18 protein-coding genes are annotated in these 21,631 nt (G+C 59.3%); 11 read left to right on the top strand and 7 right to left on the bottom strand.

The annotated features are described in order from the left end of the window. The 6 genes from RTM13_RS19740 to RTM13_RS19715 form a co-directional block, all read right to left on the bottom strand. Positions 1-877: biotin carboxylase N-terminal domain-containing protein (locus tag RTM13_RS19740; protein ID WP_312214411.1), on the bottom strand; the 877-nt coding region annotated here is incomplete at its 3' end. Positions 878-887: 10 nt separating this feature from the next. Next, positions 888-1,358 carry an acetyl-CoA carboxylase biotin carboxyl carrier protein gene (gene accB / locus RTM13_RS19735; RefSeq protein ID WP_312214409.1) on the bottom strand — a complete coding sequence of 157 codons (471 nt, stop codon included), beginning with the start codon at positions 1,356-1,358 and terminating at the stop codon, positions 888-890. Between the two features lie 21 nt (positions 1,359-1,379). Further along, positions 1,380-1,832 carry a type II 3-dehydroquinate dehydratase gene (gene aroQ, locus RTM13_RS19730; RefSeq protein WP_312214407.1) on the bottom strand — a complete coding sequence of 151 codons (453 nt, stop codon included), beginning with the start codon at positions 1,830-1,832 and terminating at the stop codon, positions 1,380-1,382. A 245-nt stretch (positions 1,833-2,077) separates the two neighbouring features. Next, positions 2,078-2,677 carry a protein-methionine-sulfoxide reductase heme-binding subunit MsrQ gene (gene msrQ, locus RTM13_RS19725; RefSeq protein WP_312214405.1) on the bottom strand — a complete coding sequence of 200 codons (600 nt, stop codon included), beginning with the start codon at positions 2,675-2,677 and terminating at the stop codon, positions 2,078-2,080. Further along, the gene (gene msrP, locus RTM13_RS19720) at positions 2,678-3,679 is read right to left on the bottom strand and encodes a protein-methionine-sulfoxide reductase catalytic subunit MsrP (protein WP_312214403.1); all 1,002 of its coding nucleotides are present in this window, start codon (positions 3,677-3,679) and stop codon (positions 2,678-2,680) included. A 94-nt stretch (positions 3,680-3,773) separates the two neighbouring features. After that, positions 3,774-4,748 carry an MDR family oxidoreductase gene (locus tag RTM13_RS19715; protein WP_312214401.1) on the bottom strand — a complete coding sequence of 325 codons (975 nt, stop codon included), beginning with the start codon at positions 4,746-4,748 and terminating at the stop codon, positions 3,774-3,776. A 144-nt stretch (positions 4,749-4,892) separates the two neighbouring features. Between RTM13_RS19715 and csrD the strand changes: the two genes are divergently transcribed. The 8 genes from csrD (at position 4,893) to tldD (ending at position 17,191) form a co-directional block, all read left to right on the top strand. Continuing rightward, positions 4,893-6,833: an RNase E specificity factor CsrD gene (gene csrD / locus RTM13_RS19710; protein ID WP_312214399.1), complete on the top strand. Its 1,941-nt coding sequence runs from the start codon at positions 4,893-4,895 to the stop codon at positions 6,831-6,833. A gap of 305 nt (positions 6,834-7,138) precedes the next feature. Continuing rightward, positions 7,139-8,182 carry a rod shape-determining protein MreB gene (mreB, locus tag RTM13_RS19705; protein WP_006818047.1) on the top strand — a complete coding sequence of 348 codons (1,044 nt, stop codon included), beginning with the start codon at positions 7,139-7,141 and terminating at the stop codon, positions 8,180-8,182. A 68-nt stretch (positions 8,183-8,250) separates the two neighbouring features. Beyond that, positions 8,251-9,246: a rod shape-determining protein MreC gene (mreC, locus tag RTM13_RS19700; RefSeq protein ID WP_312214397.1), complete on the top strand. Its 996-nt coding sequence runs from the start codon at positions 8,251-8,253 to the stop codon at positions 9,244-9,246. Beyond that, positions 9,246-9,734, top strand: a complete 489-nt coding sequence (mreD, locus tag RTM13_RS19695; RefSeq protein WP_042390004.1) for a rod shape-determining protein MreD — start codon at positions 9,246-9,248, stop codon at positions 9,732-9,734. Before mreC ends, mreD begins: the two co-directional genes overlap by 1 nt. Before the next feature lie 9 nt (positions 9,735-9,743). Continuing rightward, positions 9,744-10,337, top strand: coding sequence for a nucleoside triphosphate pyrophosphatase (locus tag RTM13_RS19690; protein WP_312214395.1), 594 nt, complete (start codon positions 9,744-9,746; stop codon positions 10,335-10,337). Continuing rightward, the gene (gene rng / locus RTM13_RS19685) at positions 10,327-11,796 is read left to right on the top strand and encodes a ribonuclease G (RefSeq protein WP_312214393.1); all 1,470 of its coding nucleotides are present in this window, start codon (positions 10,327-10,329) and stop codon (positions 11,794-11,796) included. Before RTM13_RS19690 ends, rng begins: the two co-directional genes overlap by 11 nt. 58 nt (positions 11,797-11,854) lie before the next feature. Beyond that, entirely contained in the window at positions 11,855-15,655 is a 3,801-nt protein-coding gene (gene yhdP, locus RTM13_RS19680; RefSeq protein ID WP_312214391.1) for an AsmA2 domain-containing protein YhdP, read from the top strand. 90 nt (positions 15,656-15,745) lie between these two features. After that, positions 15,746-17,191 carry a metalloprotease TldD gene (gene tldD, locus RTM13_RS19675; protein WP_312214390.1) on the top strand — a complete coding sequence of 482 codons (1,446 nt, stop codon included), beginning with the start codon at positions 15,746-15,748 and terminating at the stop codon, positions 17,189-17,191. Positions 17,192-17,236: 45 nt separating this feature from the next. Here the strand turns inward: tldD and aaeR are convergent, their stop codons facing one another. Further along, positions 17,237-18,166, bottom strand: coding sequence for an HTH-type transcriptional activator AaeR (gene aaeR / locus RTM13_RS19670; protein ID WP_312214389.1), 930 nt, complete (start codon positions 18,164-18,166; stop codon positions 17,237-17,239). 180 nt (positions 18,167-18,346) lie between these two features. Here aaeR and aaeX point away from each other — a divergent pair, with 180 nt between their 5' ends. Genes aaeX through aaeB form a run of 3 tightly spaced genes read left to right on the top strand, consistent with a single transcriptional unit; the run spans position 18,347 to position 21,463 of the window. Beyond that, complete coding sequence (gene aaeX, locus RTM13_RS19665) at positions 18,347-18,550, top strand: p-hydroxybenzoic acid efflux pump operon protein AaeX (RefSeq protein ID WP_042390018.1); 204 nt, start codon at positions 18,347-18,349, stop codon at positions 18,548-18,550. A gap of 7 nt (positions 18,551-18,557) precedes the next feature. After that, positions 18,558-19,490, top strand: coding sequence for a p-hydroxybenzoic acid efflux pump subunit AaeA (gene aaeA, locus RTM13_RS19660; protein ID WP_312214388.1), 933 nt, complete (start codon positions 18,558-18,560; stop codon positions 19,488-19,490). A gap of 5 nt (positions 19,491-19,495) precedes the next feature. Then, positions 19,496-21,463, top strand: a complete 1,968-nt coding sequence (aaeB, locus tag RTM13_RS19655) for a p-hydroxybenzoic acid efflux pump subunit AaeB (RefSeq protein ID WP_312214387.1) — start codon at positions 19,496-19,498, stop codon at positions 21,461-21,463. Positions 21,464-21,631 lie beyond the last annotated feature (168 nt).

Here is a 21,631-nt window from a genome sequence, read left to right as displayed (position 1 = left end):
TACGGGTGTTCATTTCAATGAAGTAGAACTCGCCGTTTTCGAACAGGAACTCAAAGGTACCTGCCCCGCGGTAGCCGATATCCACGCACGCTTTCGCGCAGCGGTCGCCGATGAAGGTGCGCAGCTCCGGAGTAATCCCCGGCGCCGGTGCCTCTTCGACCACTTTCTGGTGACGGCGCTGCATAGAGCAGTCACGCTCCGCCAGATAGATAGCGTTGCCCTGACCATCTGCCAGCACCTGAATTTCGATGTGGCGTGGGTTCTCCAGGTACTTCTCCATGTAGACCATGTCATTGTTGAACGCGGCTTTCGCTTCCGCTTTGGTCATGGAGATAGACTGCGCCAGCTCGGCGTCGCTGCGCACGACGCGCATGCCGCGACCGCCGCCGCCGCCGGAGGCTTTAATGATCACCGGGTAGCCGATGCGTTTGGCATGGGCGCGGTTAGCATCCATGTCGTCGCCCAGCGGACCGTCAGAGCCGGGCACCGTCGGGACGCCAGCTTTCTTCATCGCGGTGATCGCGGACACTTTGTCACCCATCAGGCGAATGGTGTCGGCTTTCGGGCCGATGAAGATAAAGCCGGAGCGCTCAACCTGCTCGGCAAAGTTGGCGTTCTCAGAGAGGAAGCCGTAACCCGGATGGATTGCCATCGCGCCGGTGATTTCAGCGGCGCTGATGATAGCCGGGATGTTCAGATAGCTTTTTACGGACGGAGCCGGGCCAATACAGACCGTCTCATCCGCCAGAAGTACGTGTTTTAGATCGCGATCCGCAGTGGAGTGCACGGCGACGGTCTTGATGCCCAGTTCTTTACAGGCACGCAGAATACGCAGAGCAATCTCGCCACGGTTAGCGATGACAATTTTTTCCAGCATGTGCGCCTCGTTACTCGATAACGACCAGTGGCTCGTCAAATTCAACCGGTTGACCACTTTCCACCAGAATGGCTTTCACCACGCCGGACTTATCGGCTTCGATCTGGTTCATCATTTTCATCGCTTCAACGATGCACAGGGTGTCGCCCGCGTTTACTTTCTGGCCGATTTCGATAAAGGCTTTCGCGTCCGGGCTAGGGGTGCGGTAGAAAGTCCCGACCATTGGGGAACGTACGATGTGGCCACTGATTTGCGCTGCAGCAGGTGCTTCGGCTACCGGAGCCGGTGCCGGTGCAACGGCGGTAGAGAGGGCAGGCTGCTGCATCATCGGTGCGGCATAGGCCTGCTGCATCACTGGATAGCCTGCGTTAGGTGCAGACCGACTGATGCGAACAGACTCTTCGCCTTCAGAAATTTCCAGTTCGGAGATGCCTGATTCTTCAACCAGCTCGATCAGTTTTTTAATCTTACGAATATCCATGAGTGGGTTCCGTACTCTTGTTTAGTGTGTTTGTGACAGGCGTTTAACCGCCGTCTGTAATGCGTATGAATAGCCGTCAGCGCCGAATCCACAGATGACGCCAGCAGCGATATCGGAGAGATAAGAGTGATGGCGGAACGGTTCGCGTGCGTGGACGTTGCTCAAGTGGATCTCGATAAACGGGATATCCACCGCGAGCAGAGCATCACGCAGGGCTACGCTAGTATGCGTAAACGCGGCCGGATTGATCAGGATATAGTCAATCTTGTCTTTAGCCTGATGAATGCGGTCGAGCAGTACGTACTCTGCGTTCGACTGTAAATGCTCTAACCCGACGTTCAGCGCCTCCGCTTCAGCGGTTAATTGGTTAACAATTTCTGTTAACGTCAGCGTACCGTACTTGTCTGGCTCACGTGTACCCAACATATTCAGGTTGGGACCGTTTAAGAGCAAAATATGCAACTTGTCCGCCATTGTGCTGCTATCTCCTGCAAATCTCCGGTAAAAAACAAAATATACCTTCGTTGCATGGTTGTCACGTTTTCAGCGCACGAAATGCCCTGTCGTGAAAACCAAAGTCGCACATTATAACGATTTCGTAGCATTTGGCAGCTAAATACTGGTCTTATCAGGGAAGATTATCTTACGCCCGCCGGAAAACGGGCGTAAAGACTATCAGAATTGTGGCAAACCGCACACATTAACGTACGATCGCTGCGCTATCGCCACCACTGGCGAAATTTCTTGTAGCGCCAGGCGAGCAGGATGCAGGCGAGAGCGGCATAGATAAGGGGCTGGGGGGAGAGCACCTTAACCGACCAGAGATAGTGAATGGGTGCCAGGATAGCGACCAGATAGACGAAGTTGTGCAGACGCTGCCAGTTTCGCCCCAGCTTGCGCTGGGCCGCTTGGGTGGAGGTCAGCGCCAGCGCCAGCAGCACCAGCCAGCTTACAATCCCCAGCGTCAGGTAGGGACGGGTCACCAGCTCCTGACCGAGCAGCGCCAGATTACTGATTCCCAACTCCAGCAGCGAGTAGCTCACCAGATGCAGCGAAGCCCAGGCAAAGCACCAGAGACCTAACAGCCGTCGGGTGCGGATCAGCAGCGGCTGTTTACCATAGCGCGCCAGCGGGGTGATAAGCAGCGAGCCAAGGAGAAACTTTAGCGCCATTCTGCCGGTAAAGTGCTGGATATCTTTCGCCGGATCGGCGCTGAAGTAGCTCTGGCTGGCTGCCCAGAAGAGCCATAATAGAGGAAGCAAACCTGCCAGGTGCAGGACAACCTTGAGCCAGACGATCTGTTTTACTGTGAGCCGCACCTAGAAATTCTCCCGTAGATCGATACCGCGATAGAGCGAGGCTACCTCATCGGCATAGCCGTTAAACAGCATTGTCTGCTGGCGTTTGACGTCGAGTATGCCGCCCGAGCCGATAAACCGCTCCGTGGCCTGCGACCAGCGCGGATGATCAACGTGCGGGTTCACGTTAGCGAAAAAGCCGTACTCGTTAGGGGCAGAGAGGTTCCAGGTGGTTGGCGGCCGCTCGCGGGTTAGCGTGATGCTGACGATCGACTTAATGCCCTTAAAACCGTACTTCCACGGCACGGTCAGGCGCACCGGCGCGCCATTTTGCGGCGGCAGCGCTTTCCCGTAGACGCCGGTGGTAAGCATGGTCAGCGGGTGCATGGCCTCGTCGAGGCGCAGGCCCTCTACATAGGGATACTCCAGTCCGCCGCCAATAAAGCGGTCCTTCTGGCCGGGCATCTGCTCCGGGGAGTAGAGCGTCTTAAACGCCACGTATTTGGCATTGCTGGTGGGCTGCACCAGCGCGAGAAGCTTGTGCAGCGGAAAGCCGATCCACGGCACCACCATCGACCAGGCTTCGACGCAGCGCATCCGGTAGATACGCTCCTCCAGCGGAAAGCGCTGGGTCAGATCGTCATGATCGAGGGTCAGCGGCTTGGCCACCTCGCCGTCGATTTTCAGCGTCCAGGGATCGGTCTTCATGCTGCCCGCGTTGGCGGCGGGATCGGCCTTGTCGAGGCCAAACTCATAGAAGTTGTTGTAGCCGGTGACCTTATCCTCAGGGGTGAGGGGCAGGGTGCTTTGCCACTCGGCAGGCTTGCTAAAATCAAGTGGCTTACCCGCCGGGGCTTTCGGGCGATCGTTGCCTTTAAACCAGTCGAGCAGGTCGGCATGGGCGGCAGATGAGAGCGACAGCGCCGTCGCGCTGATGCCCAGCGCTTTTAACACCTGTCGACGCTGTAGCATAAAAACGGACTCCGCCGTGACGTCCGCTTCCGTTAACCTTCTCTTCTTCATTACATCCTCCGCCCGCATCTACTACTAAGCTATTAATGCTCTAATCATGACGGAGGAGTGGCATTAGCGCGAGTCTCTGGTAAAAATTTGCTGACTAAGCAATTTTCACCAGCGTGCGGCCCTGAGCCTGGTTGTTGATAATCGCGCTGGCAAATTCCGGTGCTTGCTCAAGGGTGATCTCCGTTGCGCTCTGCTCATAGAAGGATTCGGGCAGATCCTGCACCAGGCGAGCCCAGGCTTCGGCACGTTTTGCGGCAGGCGTCATGACGGAATCGACGCCCTGCAGGCGCACGTTGCGCAGAATAAACGGCATCACCGTGGTCGGCAGCGCAAAGCCGCCCGCCAGGCCGCAGGCTGCCACGCAGCCGCCGTAGTTCATCTGCGCCAGCACCTTGGCCAGCACCTTATCGCCCACGGTATCCACCGCGCCAGCCCAGAGCTGTTTCTCCAGCGGGCGGCTTTCGGCGAACTCATCGCGGCCCAGAATGCGGCTGGCCCCGAGGCGCTTAAGGTAGTCGTGGGTACTCTCCCGGCCGGAGACCGCCGCCACCTGGTAGCCGAGCTTATGCAGCAGGGCCACCGCCGTACTGCCCACGCCACCGCTGGCCCCGGTGACCACAATTTCGCCGTTGCCAGGGCGCACGCCCGCCTCTTCCAGCGCCATCACGCAGAGCATCGCGGTAAAGCCCGCCGTGCCGATGATCATCGCCTTACGGCCATCCAGCCCCTGCGGCAGCGCCACCAGCCAGTCGCCGTTGACACGCGCCCGCTGGGACAGGCCGCCCCAGTGGTTCTCTCCCACACCCCAGCCGGTGAGCAGCACCTGCTGACCAACGTGAAAGCGCGGATCCTCGCTGGCGTGAACCGTCCCGGCGAAATCGATGCCGGGAACCATCGGGAAGTTGCGGATAATTTTACCTTTGCCGGTGATCGCCAGCGCATCCTTATAGTTCAGGCTGGACCAGGCAATATCTACCGTCACATTGCCTTGCGGCAGCTGGCTATCGGCAATATCCTGCACCGCGGCGAGCGTGTTTCCATCCTGCTGTTCTAAAATCAAGGCCTGCATATCTCTTCTCCGGTTGCTTGATGATTGGCAAAAAATTTCTGAAGACTATACTCGCTAATTAAAACGCTATGCCGATTTAACGCAACAAATTGCCAGATTGCCCGGTACTGGCATCAGCTCTTAACCCACGGAGTTAACACACGGATGCGCTTAACGACGAAATTCTCGGCTTTTGTAACCCTGCTAACCGGGCTGGCAATCTTTGTCACGCTGGTGGGGTGCTCATTCAGCTTCTACCGCGCCATTGAGCAGAAGGTTGCCGAGCGCGTGGAGTCAGTCGCGGCGGTGATTGACACACGGCTGGTTGCACAGCCAACCTCGGCGCTCGCTGTCCAGCTGGATGAGCTGATGGTGCCCATTGATATCGTGCGTATCGTGGTTAAGCAGGGGGAGCATACCCTGCTCGATCATACGCGCAGCGGCAGCTACCGTCCCGCAGGCAGCAGCGAGCTACACCGCGAGCGCACTGTCCCCTCAATTAAGAACCCGGGAACGAGCATCCTGCTGGTCTATCAGGATCCGATGGCCAACTACTTTCACTCGGTCATCACCACCGCGCCGCTGACCCTCGCCGTTGGCTTTATGGTTATCATCATCTTTCTGGCTGTGCGCTGGCAGCGCCGTCAGCTGGCGGGGCAGGAGCTGTTAGAGATGCGGGCTACCCGGATCCTTAACGGCGAGCGCGGCCAGCGGGTGCGGGGCAGCATCTACGAGTGGCCTGCCCGGGCCAGCAGCGCGCTCGATCTGCTGCTAACCGAGATCCAGTTTGCCAGCGAGCAGCGCAGCCGCATGGATACCCTGATCCGCTCCTATGCCGCTCAGGACACCAAGACCGGGCTGAACAACCGGCTCTTTTTTGATAACCAGCTGGCGACGCTGCTGGAGGATCAGGAGAGGGTCGGGTCGCACGGGGTAGTGATGATGATCCGCCTGCCGGATTTCGATCTGCTGCGGGACAGCTGGGGGGCTGCGGCCACGGAAGAGCACTTCTTTATTCTGATCAACCTGCTCTCGACCTTTATTATGCGCTACCCCGGTGCGCTGCTGGCCCGCTACCACCGCAGCGACTTTGCGGTGCTGCTCTCCCACCGCACCCTCAAGGAGTCCGAAAGTATCGCTGCCCAGCTGCTGAAGTCTGTCGATGTCCTGCCGCCATCAAAGATGCTCGACCGGGAGGATATGATGCACATCGGCATCTGCGCCTGGCGCAGCGGGCAGAGCACGGAGCAGGTAATGGAGCACGCCGAGGCGGCGACGCGTACCGCCGTGCTGCAGGGGGCGAACAGCTGGGCGGTCTACGATGACAGCCTGCCGGAGAAGGGGCGCGGCAACGTGCGCTGGCGCACCCTTATCGAACGGATGCTCAGTCGGGGCGGGCCGCGCCTGTACCATAAGCCCGCCATCAACCGCGACGGCAGCGTTCACCATCGCGAGTTGATGTGCCGCCTGTTTGACGGCGAGCAGGAGGTGATCTCCGCCGAGTATATGCCGATGGTGTTGCAGTTTGGCCTCTCGGAGGAGTATGACCGGCAGCTCATTACCCGGCTGGTGACATTTTTAGGCTTTTGGCCGGAGGAGACGCTGGCTCTGCAGATCACCGTGGAGTCGCTCATTCGCCCGCGGTTCCAGCGCTGGCTGCGGGATACGCTGATGCAATGTGAAAAATCAAAGCGAAAACGCATTATTTTTGAACTTGCTGAGGCAGATGTTTGTCAACACATCAGTCGGTTACAGCCGGTGGTAAGATTAATTAATGCATTAGGTGCCCGGGTTGCGGTAACTCAGGCAGGCCTGACGCTGGTCAGCACCAGCTGGATCAAGGCGCTGGACGCCGAGCTGTTAAAGCTGCACCCGAGCCTGGTACGCAATATTGAGAAGCGCACCGAGAACCAGCTGCTGGTGCAGAGTCTGGTCGAGACCTGCAAAGGTACGCAGACCCGCGTCTTTGCTACCGGTCTCCGTTCCAGAGGCGAATGGCAGACGCTAATTGAGCGTGGCGTAGCGGGTGGGCAAGGTGATTTCTTTGCCGCGTCAGAACCACTTGATGCAAACGTGAAAAAATATTCACAAAGATACTCGGTTTGACCTGCCGTTTAATGTGTTTTCACGTAGAATAACGCGCGCTGTATCGCCTGGGGGTGTGCATGTCTGCCTGCCAGCCCGAACAGCTTAAGACAGTGAACGTCCTTAGATGCGTTACAAAATGATGAGGCGAGGAGCGCTGCTATACCGTGGAGTCCTGAAGGAGTCAGGCCAATTTGTAACAGAGGAAACGAACTGCACTAATTTTCACCGTAGCAGATGATTTTTGCGCCTTGTCGCTGCTGCGTGTGGTTGGTAAAGTAAGCGGATTTTGTTTTCCGCCCCAGCTTTCAGGATTATCCCTTAGTATGTTGAAAAAATTTCGTGGCATGTTTTCCAATGACTTGTCCATTGACCTGGGTACTGCGAATACCCTGATTTATGTAAAAGGACAAGGCATCGTATTGAATGAGCCTTCCGTGGTGGCTATTCGTCAGGATCGTGCCGGTTCTCCGAAAAGCGTCGCTGCTGTAGGCCATGAAGCTAAGCAGATGCTGGGCCGTACCCCTGGCAATATCGCGGCTATCCGCCCGATGAAAGACGGCGTGATCGCTGACTTCTTCGTCACGGAAAAGATGCTGCAGCACTTCATCAAGCAGGTGCATAGCAACAGCTTCATGCGTCCAAGTCCGCGCGTACTGGTCTGTGTGCCGGTCGGTGCGACCCAGGTTGAACGTCGCGCCATCCGTGAATCTGCCCAGGGCGCAGGTGCCCGTGAAGTCTTCCTGATTGAAGAGCCAATGGCGGCCGCAATCGGTGCTGGCCTGCCGGTATCCGAAGCGACCGGCTCCATGGTAGTGGATATCGGTGGTGGTACGACCGAAGTGGCGGTGATCTCCCTGAACGGCGTGGTCTACTCCTCCTCCGTGCGTATCGGCGGCGACCGTTTCGACGAAGCCATCATCAATTATGTGCGTCGTAACTACGGCTCCCTGATCGGTGAAGCGACCGCTGAGCGTATCAAACACGAAATCGGCTCTGCCTATCCGGGCGATGAAGTGCGCGAGATCGAAGTCCGTGGTCGTAACCTGGCCGAGGGCGTGCCGCGCGGCTTTACCCTGAACTCTAACGAAATCCTTGAAGCGCTGCAGGAGCCGCTGACCGGCATCGTGAGCGCGGTGATGGTGGCCCTGGAGCAGTGCCCGCCGGAGCTGGCGTCCGATATCTCCGAGCGCGGTATGGTCCTGACCGGTGGTGGCGCGCTGCTGCGTAACCTTGACCGTCTGCTGATGGAAGAGACAGGCATTCCTGTCGTAGTTGCAGAAGATCCACTGACCTGCGTAGCCCGTGGCGGCGGCAAGGCGTTGGAAATGATCGACATGCACGGCGGCGACTTGTTCAGCGAAGAGTAGTCCGCATCGGATCGGGGATAACGCAGATGTTGTCCCCGATCTATCCGGCCTGAGAAGACGCATAGCCTATGAAGCCCATTTTTAGCCGTGGCCCGTCGCTACAGATTCGCCTGATCCTGGCGGTGCTGGTTGCGCTTGGTGTCATTATCGCCGACAGCCGCCTCGGTACGTTCAGCCAGATCCGAACGTACATGGATACCGCCGTCAGTCCTTTCTATTTTGTCTCAAATGGTCCCCGTGAACTGCTCGACAGCGTGTCGCAAACCTTAGCCTCGCGCGATCAGCTTGAGCTGGAAAACCGGGCGCTGCGCCAGGAGCTGCTGCTGAAAAACAGCGAGCTGCTGATGCTGGGACAGTACAAACAGGAGAACGCGCGCCTGCGCGAGCTGCTGGGCTCACCCCTGCGTCAGGATGAGCAAAAAATGGTTACCCAGGTCATCTCCACGGTCAACGATCCCTACAGCGATCAGGTGGTGATCGACAAGGGCAGCGTAAACGGCGTCTATGAGGGGCAGCCGGTAATCAGCGATAAAGGCGTTGTTGGCCAGGTGGTCGCGGTTGCCAAACTCACCAGCCGCGTGCTGTTGATCTGCGACGCGACCCATGCGCTGCCGATCCAGGTACTGCGTAACGATATCCGCGTGATTGCGGCCGGTAACGGCTGCACCGACGACCTCCAGCTTGAGCATCTGCCCGCGAATACCGATATTCGCGTCGGCGACGTGCTGGTGACGTCTGGCCTCGGCGGGCGTTTCCCGGAAGGGTATCCGGTGGGCGTTGTCTCCTCCGTGAAGCTCGACACCCAGCGTGCCTATACGGTTATCCAGGCGCGTCCGATGGCGGGTCTTCAGCGTCTGCGCTACCTGCTGCTGCTGTGGGGCGCCGATCGCAACGGCGCGAATCCGATGACCCCGGAAGAGGTACACCGCGTGGCCAACGAGCGGCTGATGCAGATGATGCCGCAGGTGCTGCCTGCGCCGAATTCGATGGGGCCGCCTGCCCCCGTCCCTGAGCCTGCCACCGGCCTTGATATGCCGACGCAGCCTGTATCCGGGGGGCAATAGTGGCGAGCTATCGTAGCCAGGGACGCTGGGTCATTTGGCTCTCGTTCCTTATTGCGCTGTTGCTGCAAATCATGCCCTGGCCGGATAACATCCTCGTTTTCCGGCCAAACTGGGTGCTGCTCATTTTGCTCTACTGGATCCTCGCCCTGCCGCACCGCGTAAATGTCGGTACAGGTTTAATGATGGGTGCCATACTGGATCTCATCAGCGGCTCAACGCTTGGGGTCCGCGCGCTGTCGCTCAGCATCATCGCTTACCTCGTCGCCCTGAAATACCAGCTCTTCCGTAACCTGGCGCTCTGGCAGCAGGCGCTGGTGGTGATGCTGCTGTCGCTGGCGGCGAATATCATTGTTTTCTGGGCCGAGTTTTTAGTCATCAACGTCTCTTTCCGCCCGGAAGTTTTCTGGAGCAGCATTGTTGACGGCGTGCTCTGGCCCTGGCTCTTCCTGCTGATGCGTAAAATTCGCCAGCAGTTTGCGGTGCAATAAAAGGTACTTATGATCGATCTCTATCTCGCTTCCGGTTCGCCACGTCGCCAGGAGCTGCTTACTCAGCTCGGCGTCTCCTTTGAGCGCATTGTTCCGGGCGTGGAGGAGCAGCGCCACGCCCAGGAGAGCGCCCAGCAGTACGTGGCGCGCCTGGCGCGGGAGAAAGCCCAGGCCGGAGTAGCGCTGGCCGCACAGGATCTGCCGGTGCTGGGGGCTGATACGATTGTCATCGTAAATGGGGAAGTGCTTGAAAAGCCGCGAGATACCCACCATGCTGCTGCTATGCTGCGCCAGCTGTCGGGACATACCCACCAGGTGATGACCGCCGTCGCGCTGGCCGACAGCCAGCGGGTGCTGGAGCGCCTTGTGGTCACCGATGTTACCTTTAAGGTGCTTGCCGAGAGCGAAATTGCCGCTTACATCGCCAGCGGCGAACCGATGGATAAAGCAGGTGCGTATGGTATCCAGGGGCTGGGCGGCTGCTTTGTCCGCCGCATCAACGGCAGCTACTATGCTGTTGTCGGCCTGCCGCTGGTAGAGACCGGTGAACTGATAAGCGATTTTAACGCACTGCGTGAGGGAAGAGATAAACATGACGGCTGAATTGCTGGTGAACGTAACGCCATCGGAGACGCGCGTTGCCTATATTGATGGCGGGATCCTGCAGGAGATCCACATCGAGCGCGAAGCGCGGCGCGGTATCGTCGGCAATATCTACAAAGGGCGCGTGAGCCGGGTCCTGCCGGGCATGCAGGCGGCTTTTGTAGATATTGGTCTCGATAAGGCTGCTTTCCTCCACGCCTCCGATATTATGCCCCACACCGAGTGCGTAGCCGGTGAAGAGCAGAAGAACTTCACCGTACGCGATATCTCCGAGCTGGTGCGCCAGGGCCAGGATTTGATGGTGCAGGTCGTCAAGGATCCGCTGGGCACCAAGGGTGCACGCCTGACTACCGATATCACGCTACCCTCGCGCTACCTGGTCTTTATGCCGGGTGCGTCTCACGTGGGCGTCTCCCAACGCATTGAGAGCGAAAGCGAGCGCGAGCGGCTGAAGAAGATCGTTGCCGAGTACTGCGACGAGCAGGGCGGCTTTATTATTCGTACGGCAGCGGAAGGCGTCTGCGATGAGGATCTTGCCTCGGATGCGGCCTACCTGAAGCGCGTCTGGACCAAGGTGATGGAGCGTAAAAAACGTCCCCAGACCCGCTACCAGATGTACGGCGAGCTGGCCCTGGCCCAGCGGGTGCTCCGCGACTTCGCCGATGCCCAGCTTGACCGCATCCGCGTCGACTCGCGCCTGACCTTTGAAGCGCTGCTGGAGTTTACCGCCGAATACATTCCGGAGATGACCAGCAAGCTGGAGCACTACAGCGGACGCCAGCCGATCTTCGATCTCTTTGACGTCGAGAACGAGATCCAGCGCGCGCTGGAGCGCAAGGTAGAGCTGAAGTCCGGCGGCTATCTGATTATCGATCAGACCGAGGCGATGACCACCGTCGATATCAATACCGGCGCGTTTGTAGGCCATCGCAATCTCGACGACACCATCTTCAACACCAATATTGAAGCGACCCAGGCGATCGCCCGCCAGCTGCGCCTGCGTAATCTCGGCGGCATTATCATTATCGACTTTATCGATATGAGTAACGAGGATCACCGCCGCCGGGTGCTGCACTCTCTGGAGCAGGCGCTGAGCAAGGATCGCGTCAAGACCAGCATCAACGGCTTCTCGCAGCTCGGCCTGGTAGAGATGACGCGCAAACGCACCCGGGAGAGCGTTGAGCACGTACTCTGCAACGAGTGCCCAACCTGCCACGGACGCGGGACGGTCAAAACGGTCGAGACCGTCTGCTATGAGATCATGCGTGAAATCGTTCGTGTGCATCACGCCTACGATTCCGATCGATTCTTAGTCTATGCTTCTCCTGCGGTGGCCGAAGCGCTTAAAAGCGACGAGTCCCATGCGCTGGCAGAAGTCGAAATCTTTGTTGGCAAACAGGTAAAAGTACAAATTGAGCCGCTCTATAACCAGGAGCAGTTCGACGTGGTAATGATGTAATTACGCAGCATGCTGCGACACGATCAAGGCCTGTTTTTTGGCTGACAAGGAGAGATGCGTGAGGCGACTGCCTGGGATACTGCTGCTGACTGCCGCGACGTTGATTGTCATCGTCGCGCTGCTGGTGAGCGGCCTGCGTCTTGTGCTGCCGCATCTCAATAGCTGGCGTCCGGCGCTGCTGACAAAGATTGAGTCGGCCATGGGCATGCCGGTCAACGCCAGCTACATTGAGGCCAGCTGGCAGAACTTCGGTCCGCAGGTTGAGGTGCGCGATATCAGCGCTGGCCTGAGCGACGGGGGTGAATTCTCGGTTAAGCGTGTTACCCTGGCGCTGGACGTCTGGCAAAGCCTGCTGCACCTGCGCTGGCAGTTTCGCGATCTTACCTTCTACCGGCTGCGTATCTACACCAATACTCCACTGCAACAGGGCGACAACGAACAGGGCTTCGAAGGCAACCGTCTCAGCGATCTCTTTCTGCGCCAGTTTGACCATTTCGATCTGCGCGACAGTGAGATCAGCTTCTTAACGCCCTCCGGCCAGCGGGCGGAGCTGGCGATCCCTCAGCTCACCTGGCTTAACGACAGCGCACGCCACCGGGCCGAAGGGCAGGTGAGCCTCTCCAGCCTGACTGGCCAGCACGGCGTGATGCAGGTGCGGATGGATCTGCGGGATGATAACGGCCTGCTTAATAACGGACGCCTGTGGCTCCAGGCAGATGACGTCGACGTTAAGCCGTGGCTGGGGAAATGGATGCAGGATAATATCGCCCTGGATAGCGCCCGCTTCAGCCTGGAAGGGTGGGTGACGCTCAACAAAGGCGAGTTTGCCAGCGGCGACGTATGGCTGAAAAAGGGCGGTGCGAGCTGGCAGGGCGATGCAAAACCGCACCGTCTGAGCGTAGATAACCTGACGGCGCATGTGACCCGCGCAGAGGGTGGCTGGCAGTTTGCCATCCCTGAGACCCGCATTACTCTGGATGATAAACCCTGGCCGCAGGGGGCACTGACCCTGGCGTGGATCCCCGAGCAGCAGGTGGGTGGCGTAAACAACACCCGGAGCGACGAGCTGCGGGTTCGCGCTAATCATCTTGAGCTGAGCGGGCTGGACGGCCTGCAGCCGATTGCCGAAAAGCTTTCGCCCGCACTGGGTGAGATCTGGCGGGCCATGCAGCCTGCCGGGCAGATTGAGCAGCTGGCGCTGGATATTCCCCTCCAGTCCACGGAGAAAACACGATTCCGGGCCAGCTGGCAGGATCTCTCCTGGCAGCAGTGGAAGCTGCTGCCAGGCGTGCAGCATCTGGCCGGAACCCTGAGCGGCAGCGTGGAGAATGGCCGACTGACGGCTGAAGTAACCGATGCCACCATGCCCTATAAGACCGTGTTCCGCGCCCCGCTGGAGATCAAAAAGGGCATTGCCACCCTCAACTGGCTGAAAAACAGTGATGGCTTCCAGCTGGATGGCCGCCAGATTGACGTTGAGGCTACCGGCGTGCATGCCCGGGGTGACTTCCGCTATCTCAAGCCCACCAACGACGAGCCGTGGCTGGGGATCCTCGCCGGGATCAGCACCAGCGATGCCGGGCAGGCGTGGCGCTACTTCCCGGAAAACCTGATGGGCAAAGCGCTGGTGGACTACCTGAGCGGTGCCATCCAGGGCGGCCAGGTGGATAACGCCACGCTGGTCTACGGCGGCAATCCGCACCTCTTCCCCTACAAGCACAACGAAGGGCAGTTTGAAGTATTGGTGCCGCTGCATAATGCCACCTACGCCTTTCAGCCCGGCTGGCCTGCGCTGAAGGGTTTCGATATCGAGCTGGATTTCCTCAACGACGGTCTGTTTATGAAGAGCGATGAGGTCAGCCTCGGCGGGGTGAAGGGGCGTAACCTGGCGGCGGCGATCCCCGACTACCTGGAAGAGAAGCTGCTGATCGACGCTGATATCAGCGGCCCGGGTAAAGAGGTTGGGCCGTACTTCAACGAGACGCCCTTAAAGGACTCCCTCGGCGCGACCCTGGACGAGCTTCAGCTTAGTGGGGATGTGAGCGCTCGCTTACATCTCGATATCCCGCTGGACGGCGAGATGACCACGGCCAAAGGCGAGGTGAAGCTGCGGGATAACAGCCTGTTTATCAAACCGCTGAACAGCACTCTGCACAAGCTTAACGGCAACTTTAGCTTTGTGAACGGCAACCTACAGAGCGAGCCGCTGACCGCCAGCTGGTTTAATCAGCCACTCAACGTCAACTTCTCCACCACCGAAGGTAAAAAGGCCTACGAGGTGGCGATCGACATGAATGCGAACTGGCAGCCCGCCCGCACCGGGGTACTGCCAAAACAGGTCAACGATGCCCTCAGCGGCAGCGTGGCGTGGAACGGTAAGGTTGACATCGAGCTGCCCTATAACGCAGGCGCGCATTACAACGTGGATATCAAAGGCGACCTGAAGAACCTCGCCAGCCGACTCCCCTCGCCGCTGAATAAATCGGCGGGCCAACCGCTGCCGGTGAAGCTGAACGTGACAGGTAACCTACGCAGCTTCGATCTGACCGGGGCGGCGGGCAGCGATAATCACTTCAATAGCCGCTGGCTGCTTAACCAGAAGCTGACCCTGGACCGCGCTATCTGGGCTTCGGAGAGCCAGACCATTCCGCCGCTGCCGGCGCAGAAGGGCGTCGAGCTGAATCTGCCCCCGCTAGACGGTGCGCAGTGGCTGGGACTCTTCCAGCAGGGCGTGGCCAGCAACGTCAGCAGCGCCACGGCCTTCCCGGAAGCGATCGCTCTGCGTACCCCGGCGCTGACCCTCGGCGGACAGCAGTGGAACAACGTCAGCCTGGAGACGCAGCCTGTGGCGGGCGGCACGAAGGTTGACGTCCAGGGTCGGGAGATCGCGGCGACGCTGATGATGGCGGACAACCGCCCCTGGACCGCCGCCATTCGCTACCTCTACTACAACCCGACCCCGGTGACCAGCGAGCCGCTGTCGCCAAACGCGCTGCTGACCGGCAAGACGCGGCTCGATTTCAGCGGCTGGCCCGATCTCCAGCTGCGCTGCGCCGAGTGCTGGCTGTGGGGACAGAAATATGGCCGTATTGAAGGTGATTTCAATATCAAGGGCGATACGCTCTCGCTGGCCAATGGTCTGGTGGACAGCGGCTTTGCCCGCCTGACCGCCGACGGCGAGTGGGTTAACCGCAGCGGCGCGGAGCGTACTTCAATTAAAGGCAAGCTGCGGGCGGATAAGATCGATTCGGCCACCGAGTTCTTTGGCGTTACTACCCCGATGCGTGACGCGCCGGTAGATATTGACTACGACCTGCACTGGCGCGATACCCCGTGGCAGCCGGACGAGGCCTCCCTCAACGGCGTGCTGCATACCCGCCTCGGCAAGGGCCAGATCGCCGACGTCAGCACCGGCCGTGCCGGCCAGCTGCTGCGCCTGCTGAGCTTTGACGCCCTGCTGCGCAAGCTGCGCTTTGACTTCAGCGATACCTTTAGCGAAGGCTTCTACTTTGACTCCATCCGCAGCACGGCGTGGATCAAGGATGGCGTTCTGCATACCGACGATACGCTGGTGGACGGTCTCGAAGCGGATATTGCCATGAAGGGATCGGTTAACCTGGTGCGTCGGGAGCTGGACGTCGAGGCCGTCGTCGCGCCGGAGATCTCCGCCACCGTCGGCGTTGCGGCCGCGTTTGCCGTTAACCCGATCGTTGGCGCGGCGGTGTTTGCCGCCAGCAAGGTGCTGGGGCCGCTGTGGAGCAAGGTCTCTATTCTGCGCTACCACATCAGCGGGCCGATGGATAAACCACAAATCAACGAAGTGCTGCGCCAGCCGCGCACCCCGCCTGCGAAGAAATAGCAATGATTTGACGAGTTGAGCGAATTGCCTCACTCTCAATAGATACAAATTTTTAACCGCCAAGCGCGGCAACCTGAGAGTAGCAAAACGATGAGTTTGAACCTGGTTAGTGAACAATTACTCGCGGCAAACGGCCTGAGCCATCAGGATCTGTTTTCCATCCTTGGCCAGCTGGCCGAGCGCCGTCTCGACTACGGCGACCTCTATTTCCAGTCGAGCTATCACGAATCCTGGGTTTTAGAAGATAACATCATTAAAGATGGCTCTTACCATATCGACCAGGGCGTGGGCGTACGCGCCGTCAGCGGCGAGAAGACCGGCTTTGCCTATGCCGATCAGATCAGCCTGCTGGCCCTGGAGCAGAGCGCCCAGGCGGCACGAACCATCGTCCGCGACGCTGGCGATGGCCGGGTGCAGACCCTCGGCGCGGTTGAGCACAGCGCCCTCTATACCAGCGTCGATCCGCTCCAGAGCATGAGCCGGGAAGAGAAGCTGGACATCCTGCGCCGGGTCAACAGCGTGGCCCGCGCCGCCGACAAGCGCGTGCAGGAGGTCACCGCCAGCCTGACCGGCGTCTATGAGCTGATCCTCGTCGCGGCCACTGACGGCACTCTGGCGGCAGACGTTCGTCCGCTGGTGCGCCTGTCGGTCAGCGTGCAGGTGGAAGATGAGGGTAAACGCGAGCGTGGCTCCAGCGGCGGCGGCGGTCGTTTTGGCTATGAGTGGTTCCTCAGCGACGCCGATGGCGAAGCGCGGGCGGACGCCTGGGCCAAAGAAGCAGTACGCATGGCGCTGGTGAACCTTACTGCGGTGGCGGCTCCAGCGGGCACCCTGCCGGTGGTGCTGGGCGCAGGCTGGCCGGGCGTACTGCTGCATGAGGCGGTAGGTCACGGCCTGGAAGGGGACTTTAACCGTCGCGGCACTTCGGTATTCAGCGGCCAGATGGGTGAGCTGGTGGCCTCTGAACTCTGCACCGTGGTTGATGACGGCACCATGATGAACCGCCGCGGCTCGATCGCTATCGACGATGAAGGCACGCCGGGCCAGTACAACGTGCTGATCGAAAACGGCATCCTGAAAGGCTACATGCAGGACAAGCTTAACGCCCGCCTGATGGGCGTAGCGCCGACCGGCAACGGCCGTCGTGAATCCTACGCGCATCTGCCGATGCCACGCATGACTAACACCTATATGCTGGCCGGGAAATCGACCCCGCAGGAGATCATCGAGTCGGTAGAGTACGGGATCTTTGCCCCGAACTTTGGCGGCGGCCAGGTGGACATCACCTCCGGCAAGTTTGTCTTCTCCACCTCGGAAGCCTATCTGATCGAGAATGGCAAGGTGACGACGCCGGTGAAAGGCGCGACCCTGATTGGCTCCGGCATTGAAGCCATGCAGCAGATTTCAATGGTCGGTAACGATCTTAAGCTCGACAGCGGCGTCGGCGTCTGCGGTAAAGAGGGGCAGAGCCTGCCGGTAGGCGTGGGCCAGCCAACGCTGAAGGTAGACAACTTAACCGTCGGCGGCACGGCGTAACGCCTGCTCGTCTCTTCCTGCCGGCGCTGTCCGGCAGGAAATTCCTCACTTCTCTTTCGCGCGTCCGCGCATCGCCTGAAACACCTGCGATACCTCCACAAAATAGTTGGTCAGTGCATCAATACAGACCTGCACCTTCAGCGGCAGCTTATCCTTCTCGGTATAGAGGGCATAGACCGGACGTGGATCCGACTGGTAGCGTGGGAAGAGGATCTCCAGCGTGCCGCGGTTGATCTCATCGATCACCCACATCAGCGGCACGTAGGCCACCCCAGCGCCCACCGTCAGCCAGCGGGTGAGGGTCATAGGATCGTTGGTGACAAAGCGGCCCTGGGGAATAATCTTCGTCGACACTCCCTCCGGGGCAATCAGCTCAAACTCATTGTCGGGGCGCACGCTATACTCAAGCCATGAGTGGTTAGCGAGATCCGCTGGCTTTTCCGGCACGCCGTACTGCGACAGATAGCTTTTTGCCGCACAGACTACCATCGGCATCGCCCCCAGACGTCGGGAGAAGAGGCTAGAATCCTGCAGCGCGCCCACGCGGATCACCACGTCCAGCCCGTCGGCAATCAGGTCCGGAGCGGGGATGCCGGTAACCAGATCCACCGACAGGCCAGGGTAGTCGCGCAGCATCTCGGCGGTCATTTTGGCCAGCACGTTCTGCGCCATGGTGGACGAGCAGCCGATGCGCAGGGTACCGATAGGGGTATTGTTAAATGCGTAGAGCTGTTCATGCACGTCCTGCGCCTCGTGCAGCATCCGGCGGCAGCCCTGGTAGTAGATCTTGCCCGCTTCGGTCAGGGCGAGGCTGCGGGTGCTGCGGTTGAGCAGCTTAACCTGTAGCTCATCTTCCAGCCTGGCAACGATCTGGCTGATAGAGGAGACGCTCATCTGTAGCTGTCGGGCGGCGGCGGTAAATGAACCCATTTCAACCACTTTGGCAAATACCGACATGCGTTTTAATCTTTCCATTGTTCACTCTGGCTTAAAAGTGATTTAGATAACACAATATAGATAACAACATAACAGTTACGGTAAAATACTGTTAGCTGAGTAATAGACACGTCACTCTCGCCCGGCCCCTCTGGCCCTTATTCCTGCGGTGACGTGAATAATAAACCATCGCCTGCACGCTCTCTAATCAAGGTCAACATGAGTCTGTTTCCCGTTATCGTGGTCTTCGGTCTGTCATTCCCGCCGATATTCTTCGAGCTACTGTTATCGCTGGCCCTCTTTTGGCTGGTGCGCCGCGTGCTGATCCCTACCGGGATCTACGATTTTGTCTGGCATCCAGCCCTGTTCAATACAGCGCTCTACTGCTGCCTGTTCTACTTATTGTCGCGCCTGTTCGTCTGAGGTTGATGTGAAAACGTTTATCAAAAATATCTCCCGTACCGCTATCACCGTGATCCTGGTGGTACTGGCTTTTATCGCTATTTTTCGTGCCTGGGTCTATTACACCGAGTCGCCGTGGACGCGCGACGCCCGCTTTAGCGCCGACGTGGTGGCGATTGCGCCCGATGTCGCCGGGCTGATTACCGACGTGAAGGTCCATGATAACCAGCTGGTGAAGAAAGACCAGGTGCTCTTTACCATCGACCAGCCGCGCTACCAGAAAGCGCTGGAGGAGGCCGAGGCGGACGTCGCCTACTACCAGGCGCTGGCCACGGAAAAACGCCGGGAAGCCGGGCGGCGCAACCAGCTGGGCATTCAGGCAATGTCCCGGGAAGAGATTGACCAGGCGAATAACGTCCTGCAAACCGTGCTGCATCAGCTGGCAAAAGCCGAGGCCACGCGCGATATGGCGAAGCTGGATCTGGAGCGGACGGTGATCCGCGCCCCGTCCGCCGGCTGGGTAACAAACCTTAACGTCTATACCGGGGAGTTTATCACCCGTGGGTCAACGGCGGTGGCGCTGGTGAAGCACTCCTCCTTCTACGTGCTGGCCTATATGGAAGAGACCAAGCTGGAGGGCGTGCGCCCAGGCTACCGGACCGAGATCACGCCGCTGGGCAGTAACCAGGTGCTGAAAGGCACGGTGGACAGCATCGCCGCCGGGGTGACCAACGCCAGCAGCAGCCGCGATGCCAAAGGAATGGCGACTATCGACTCTAATCTGGAGTGGGTTCGCCTGGCGCAGCGCGTGCCGGTGCGTATCCGCCTCGATAGCCAGCCGGGTAACCTGTGGCCAGCGGGCACCACCGCGACGGTGGTGATCACCGGTGAAAAAGACCGGGATGCCAGCCAGGACTCCTTCTTCCGTAAGCTGGCACACCGTCTGCGTGAGATGGGCTAACCACGATGGGCATCTTCTCCATCGCTAACCAGCATGTGCGCTTCGCCATCAAGCTGGCGTGCGCGATTGTGCTGGCGCTGTTTGTTGGCTTCCACTTTAATCTTGAAACGCCGCGCTGGGCGGTGCTGACGGCGGCGATTGTGGCCGCTGGCCCAGCCTTTGCCGCCGGGGGTGAACCCTACTCAGGAGCGATCCGCTACCGGGGAATGCTGCGTATCGTCGGGACCTTTATCGGCTGCGTTGCCGCGCTGGTGATGATCATCGGCATGATCCGTGCTCCGCTGGTGATGTTGATGGTCTGCTGTCTCTGGGCGGGATTTTGTACCTGGGTCTCCTCTCTGGTGCGGGTTGAAAACTCCTACGCCTGGGGGCTGTCGGGCTACACCGCGCTGATTATTGTTATTACCGTGCAGGCTGAACCGCTGCTGACTCCGCAGTTTGCCGTTGAGCGTTGCAGCGAGATTGTCATCGGGATCGTCTGCGCCATCGTGGCCGATCTGCTCTTCTCCCCGCGCTCGGTGAAGCAGGAGATTGACCGTGAACTGGACAGCCTGCTGCTGGCGCAGTACCAGCTGATGCAGCTCTGCGTGCAAAATGGCGACGGCGATGAGATGGATAAAGCCTGGGGCGCGCTGGTGCGACGCACCAACGCCCTGGAGGGGATGCGTACCAACCTGAATATGGAGTCTTCGCGCTGGACGCGGGCCAACCGCCGCCTGAAGGTGATTAACACCCTGTCGCTAACCCTGATTACCCAGGCGTGTGAAACCTGGCTGATGCAGCAGTCGCGTCCGGAGATCGTCACCGATACGTTCCGGGAGCTGTTCGCCACGCCGGTAGAGACGGTGCAGGACGTTCATAAGCAGCTCAAGCGGATGCGGAGGGTGATTGCCTGGACCGGCGAGCGCGATACGCCTGTCACTATCTACAGCTGGGTAGGCGCGGCGACGCGCTTTCTGCTGCTTAAGCGTGGGGTGATCGGTAACACCCGCATCAGTGCCGCCGAAGAGGAGGTGCTGCGCACCGAGGCGGTGGTTAAAGCGGAGTCGGCAGAGCGTCATCATGCAATGGTTAACTTCTGGCGCACTACGCTCTCCTGCATGGTCGGCACCCTGTTCTGGCTCTGGACCGGCTGGACCTCGGGCAGCGGGGCGATGATCATGATTGCGGTGGTCACCTCGCTGGCGATGCGCCTGCCCAATCCGCGTATGGTGGCGATGGACTTTGTCTACGGCACGCTGGCGGCGCTGCCTATCGGAGCCTTCTACTTTCTGGTGGTGATGCCTGCCACCCAGCAAAGCATGCTGCTGCTCTGCATCAGCCTCGCGGTGCTGGCCTTCTTTATCGGTATCGAGGTACAGAAGCGGCGGCTGGGATCGCTGGGAGCGCTGGCGAGCACCATTAACATCCTGGTGCTGGATAACCCAATGACCTTCGAGTTCAACCGCTTCCTCGATAGCGCATTAGGGCAGATTGTCGGCTGCGTGCTGGCGCTGCTGGTGATCCTGCTGGTGCGGGATAACTCCCGGGCGCGTACTGGCCGCGTGCTGCTGAACCAGTTCGTCTCGGCTGCGGTCTCGGCGATGACCACCAACACGGCGAGACGCAGAGAGAACCATCTGCCTGCGCTCTATCAGCAGCTCTTTTTACTCCTGAACAAGTTCCCGGGTGACGTGGGCAAATTCCGTCTGGCGTTAACTATGATTATTGCCCACCAGCGCCTGCGTGATGCGCCGATCCCGGTGAATTCGGATCTCTCTGCCTTCCACCGTCAGCTACGCCGCACGGCCGACAGCGTCATTGCTGCCCGCAGCGATGAGACGCGCCGCCGCTATTTTAGCCAGCTGCTGGAGGAGCTTGAGGTGTATCAGGAGAAACTCCGCACCTGGGATGCGCCGGAGCAGGTGACCCATCCGGTGAGACGGCTGGTGGACGTGCTCCATAAATACCAGTCTGCACTGACTACTCGTTAATTTGTAATGTCAGTCAGTTAAGATAGCTGGCATTTTTATTGGAGGGATGGGAGGAATATGCGGATGTGCTGTAGTTTCCGTTCACTTCATACATTTTGCTCATATGAAAATCCTGCACACGTGAACGTGCCAGGGTGGCTCGCCGCCACCACCCTGGCGACCCGGGCT

Origin of the sequence: Pseudescherichia sp., from assembly GCF_031979925.1 — a bacterium.
GTDB lineage: Bacteria > Pseudomonadota > Gammaproteobacteria > Enterobacterales > Enterobacteriaceae > Pseudescherichia.
Note: the sequence above shows the minus strand (reverse complement) of the source record. Positions and strands in the feature narration are given on the sequence as shown.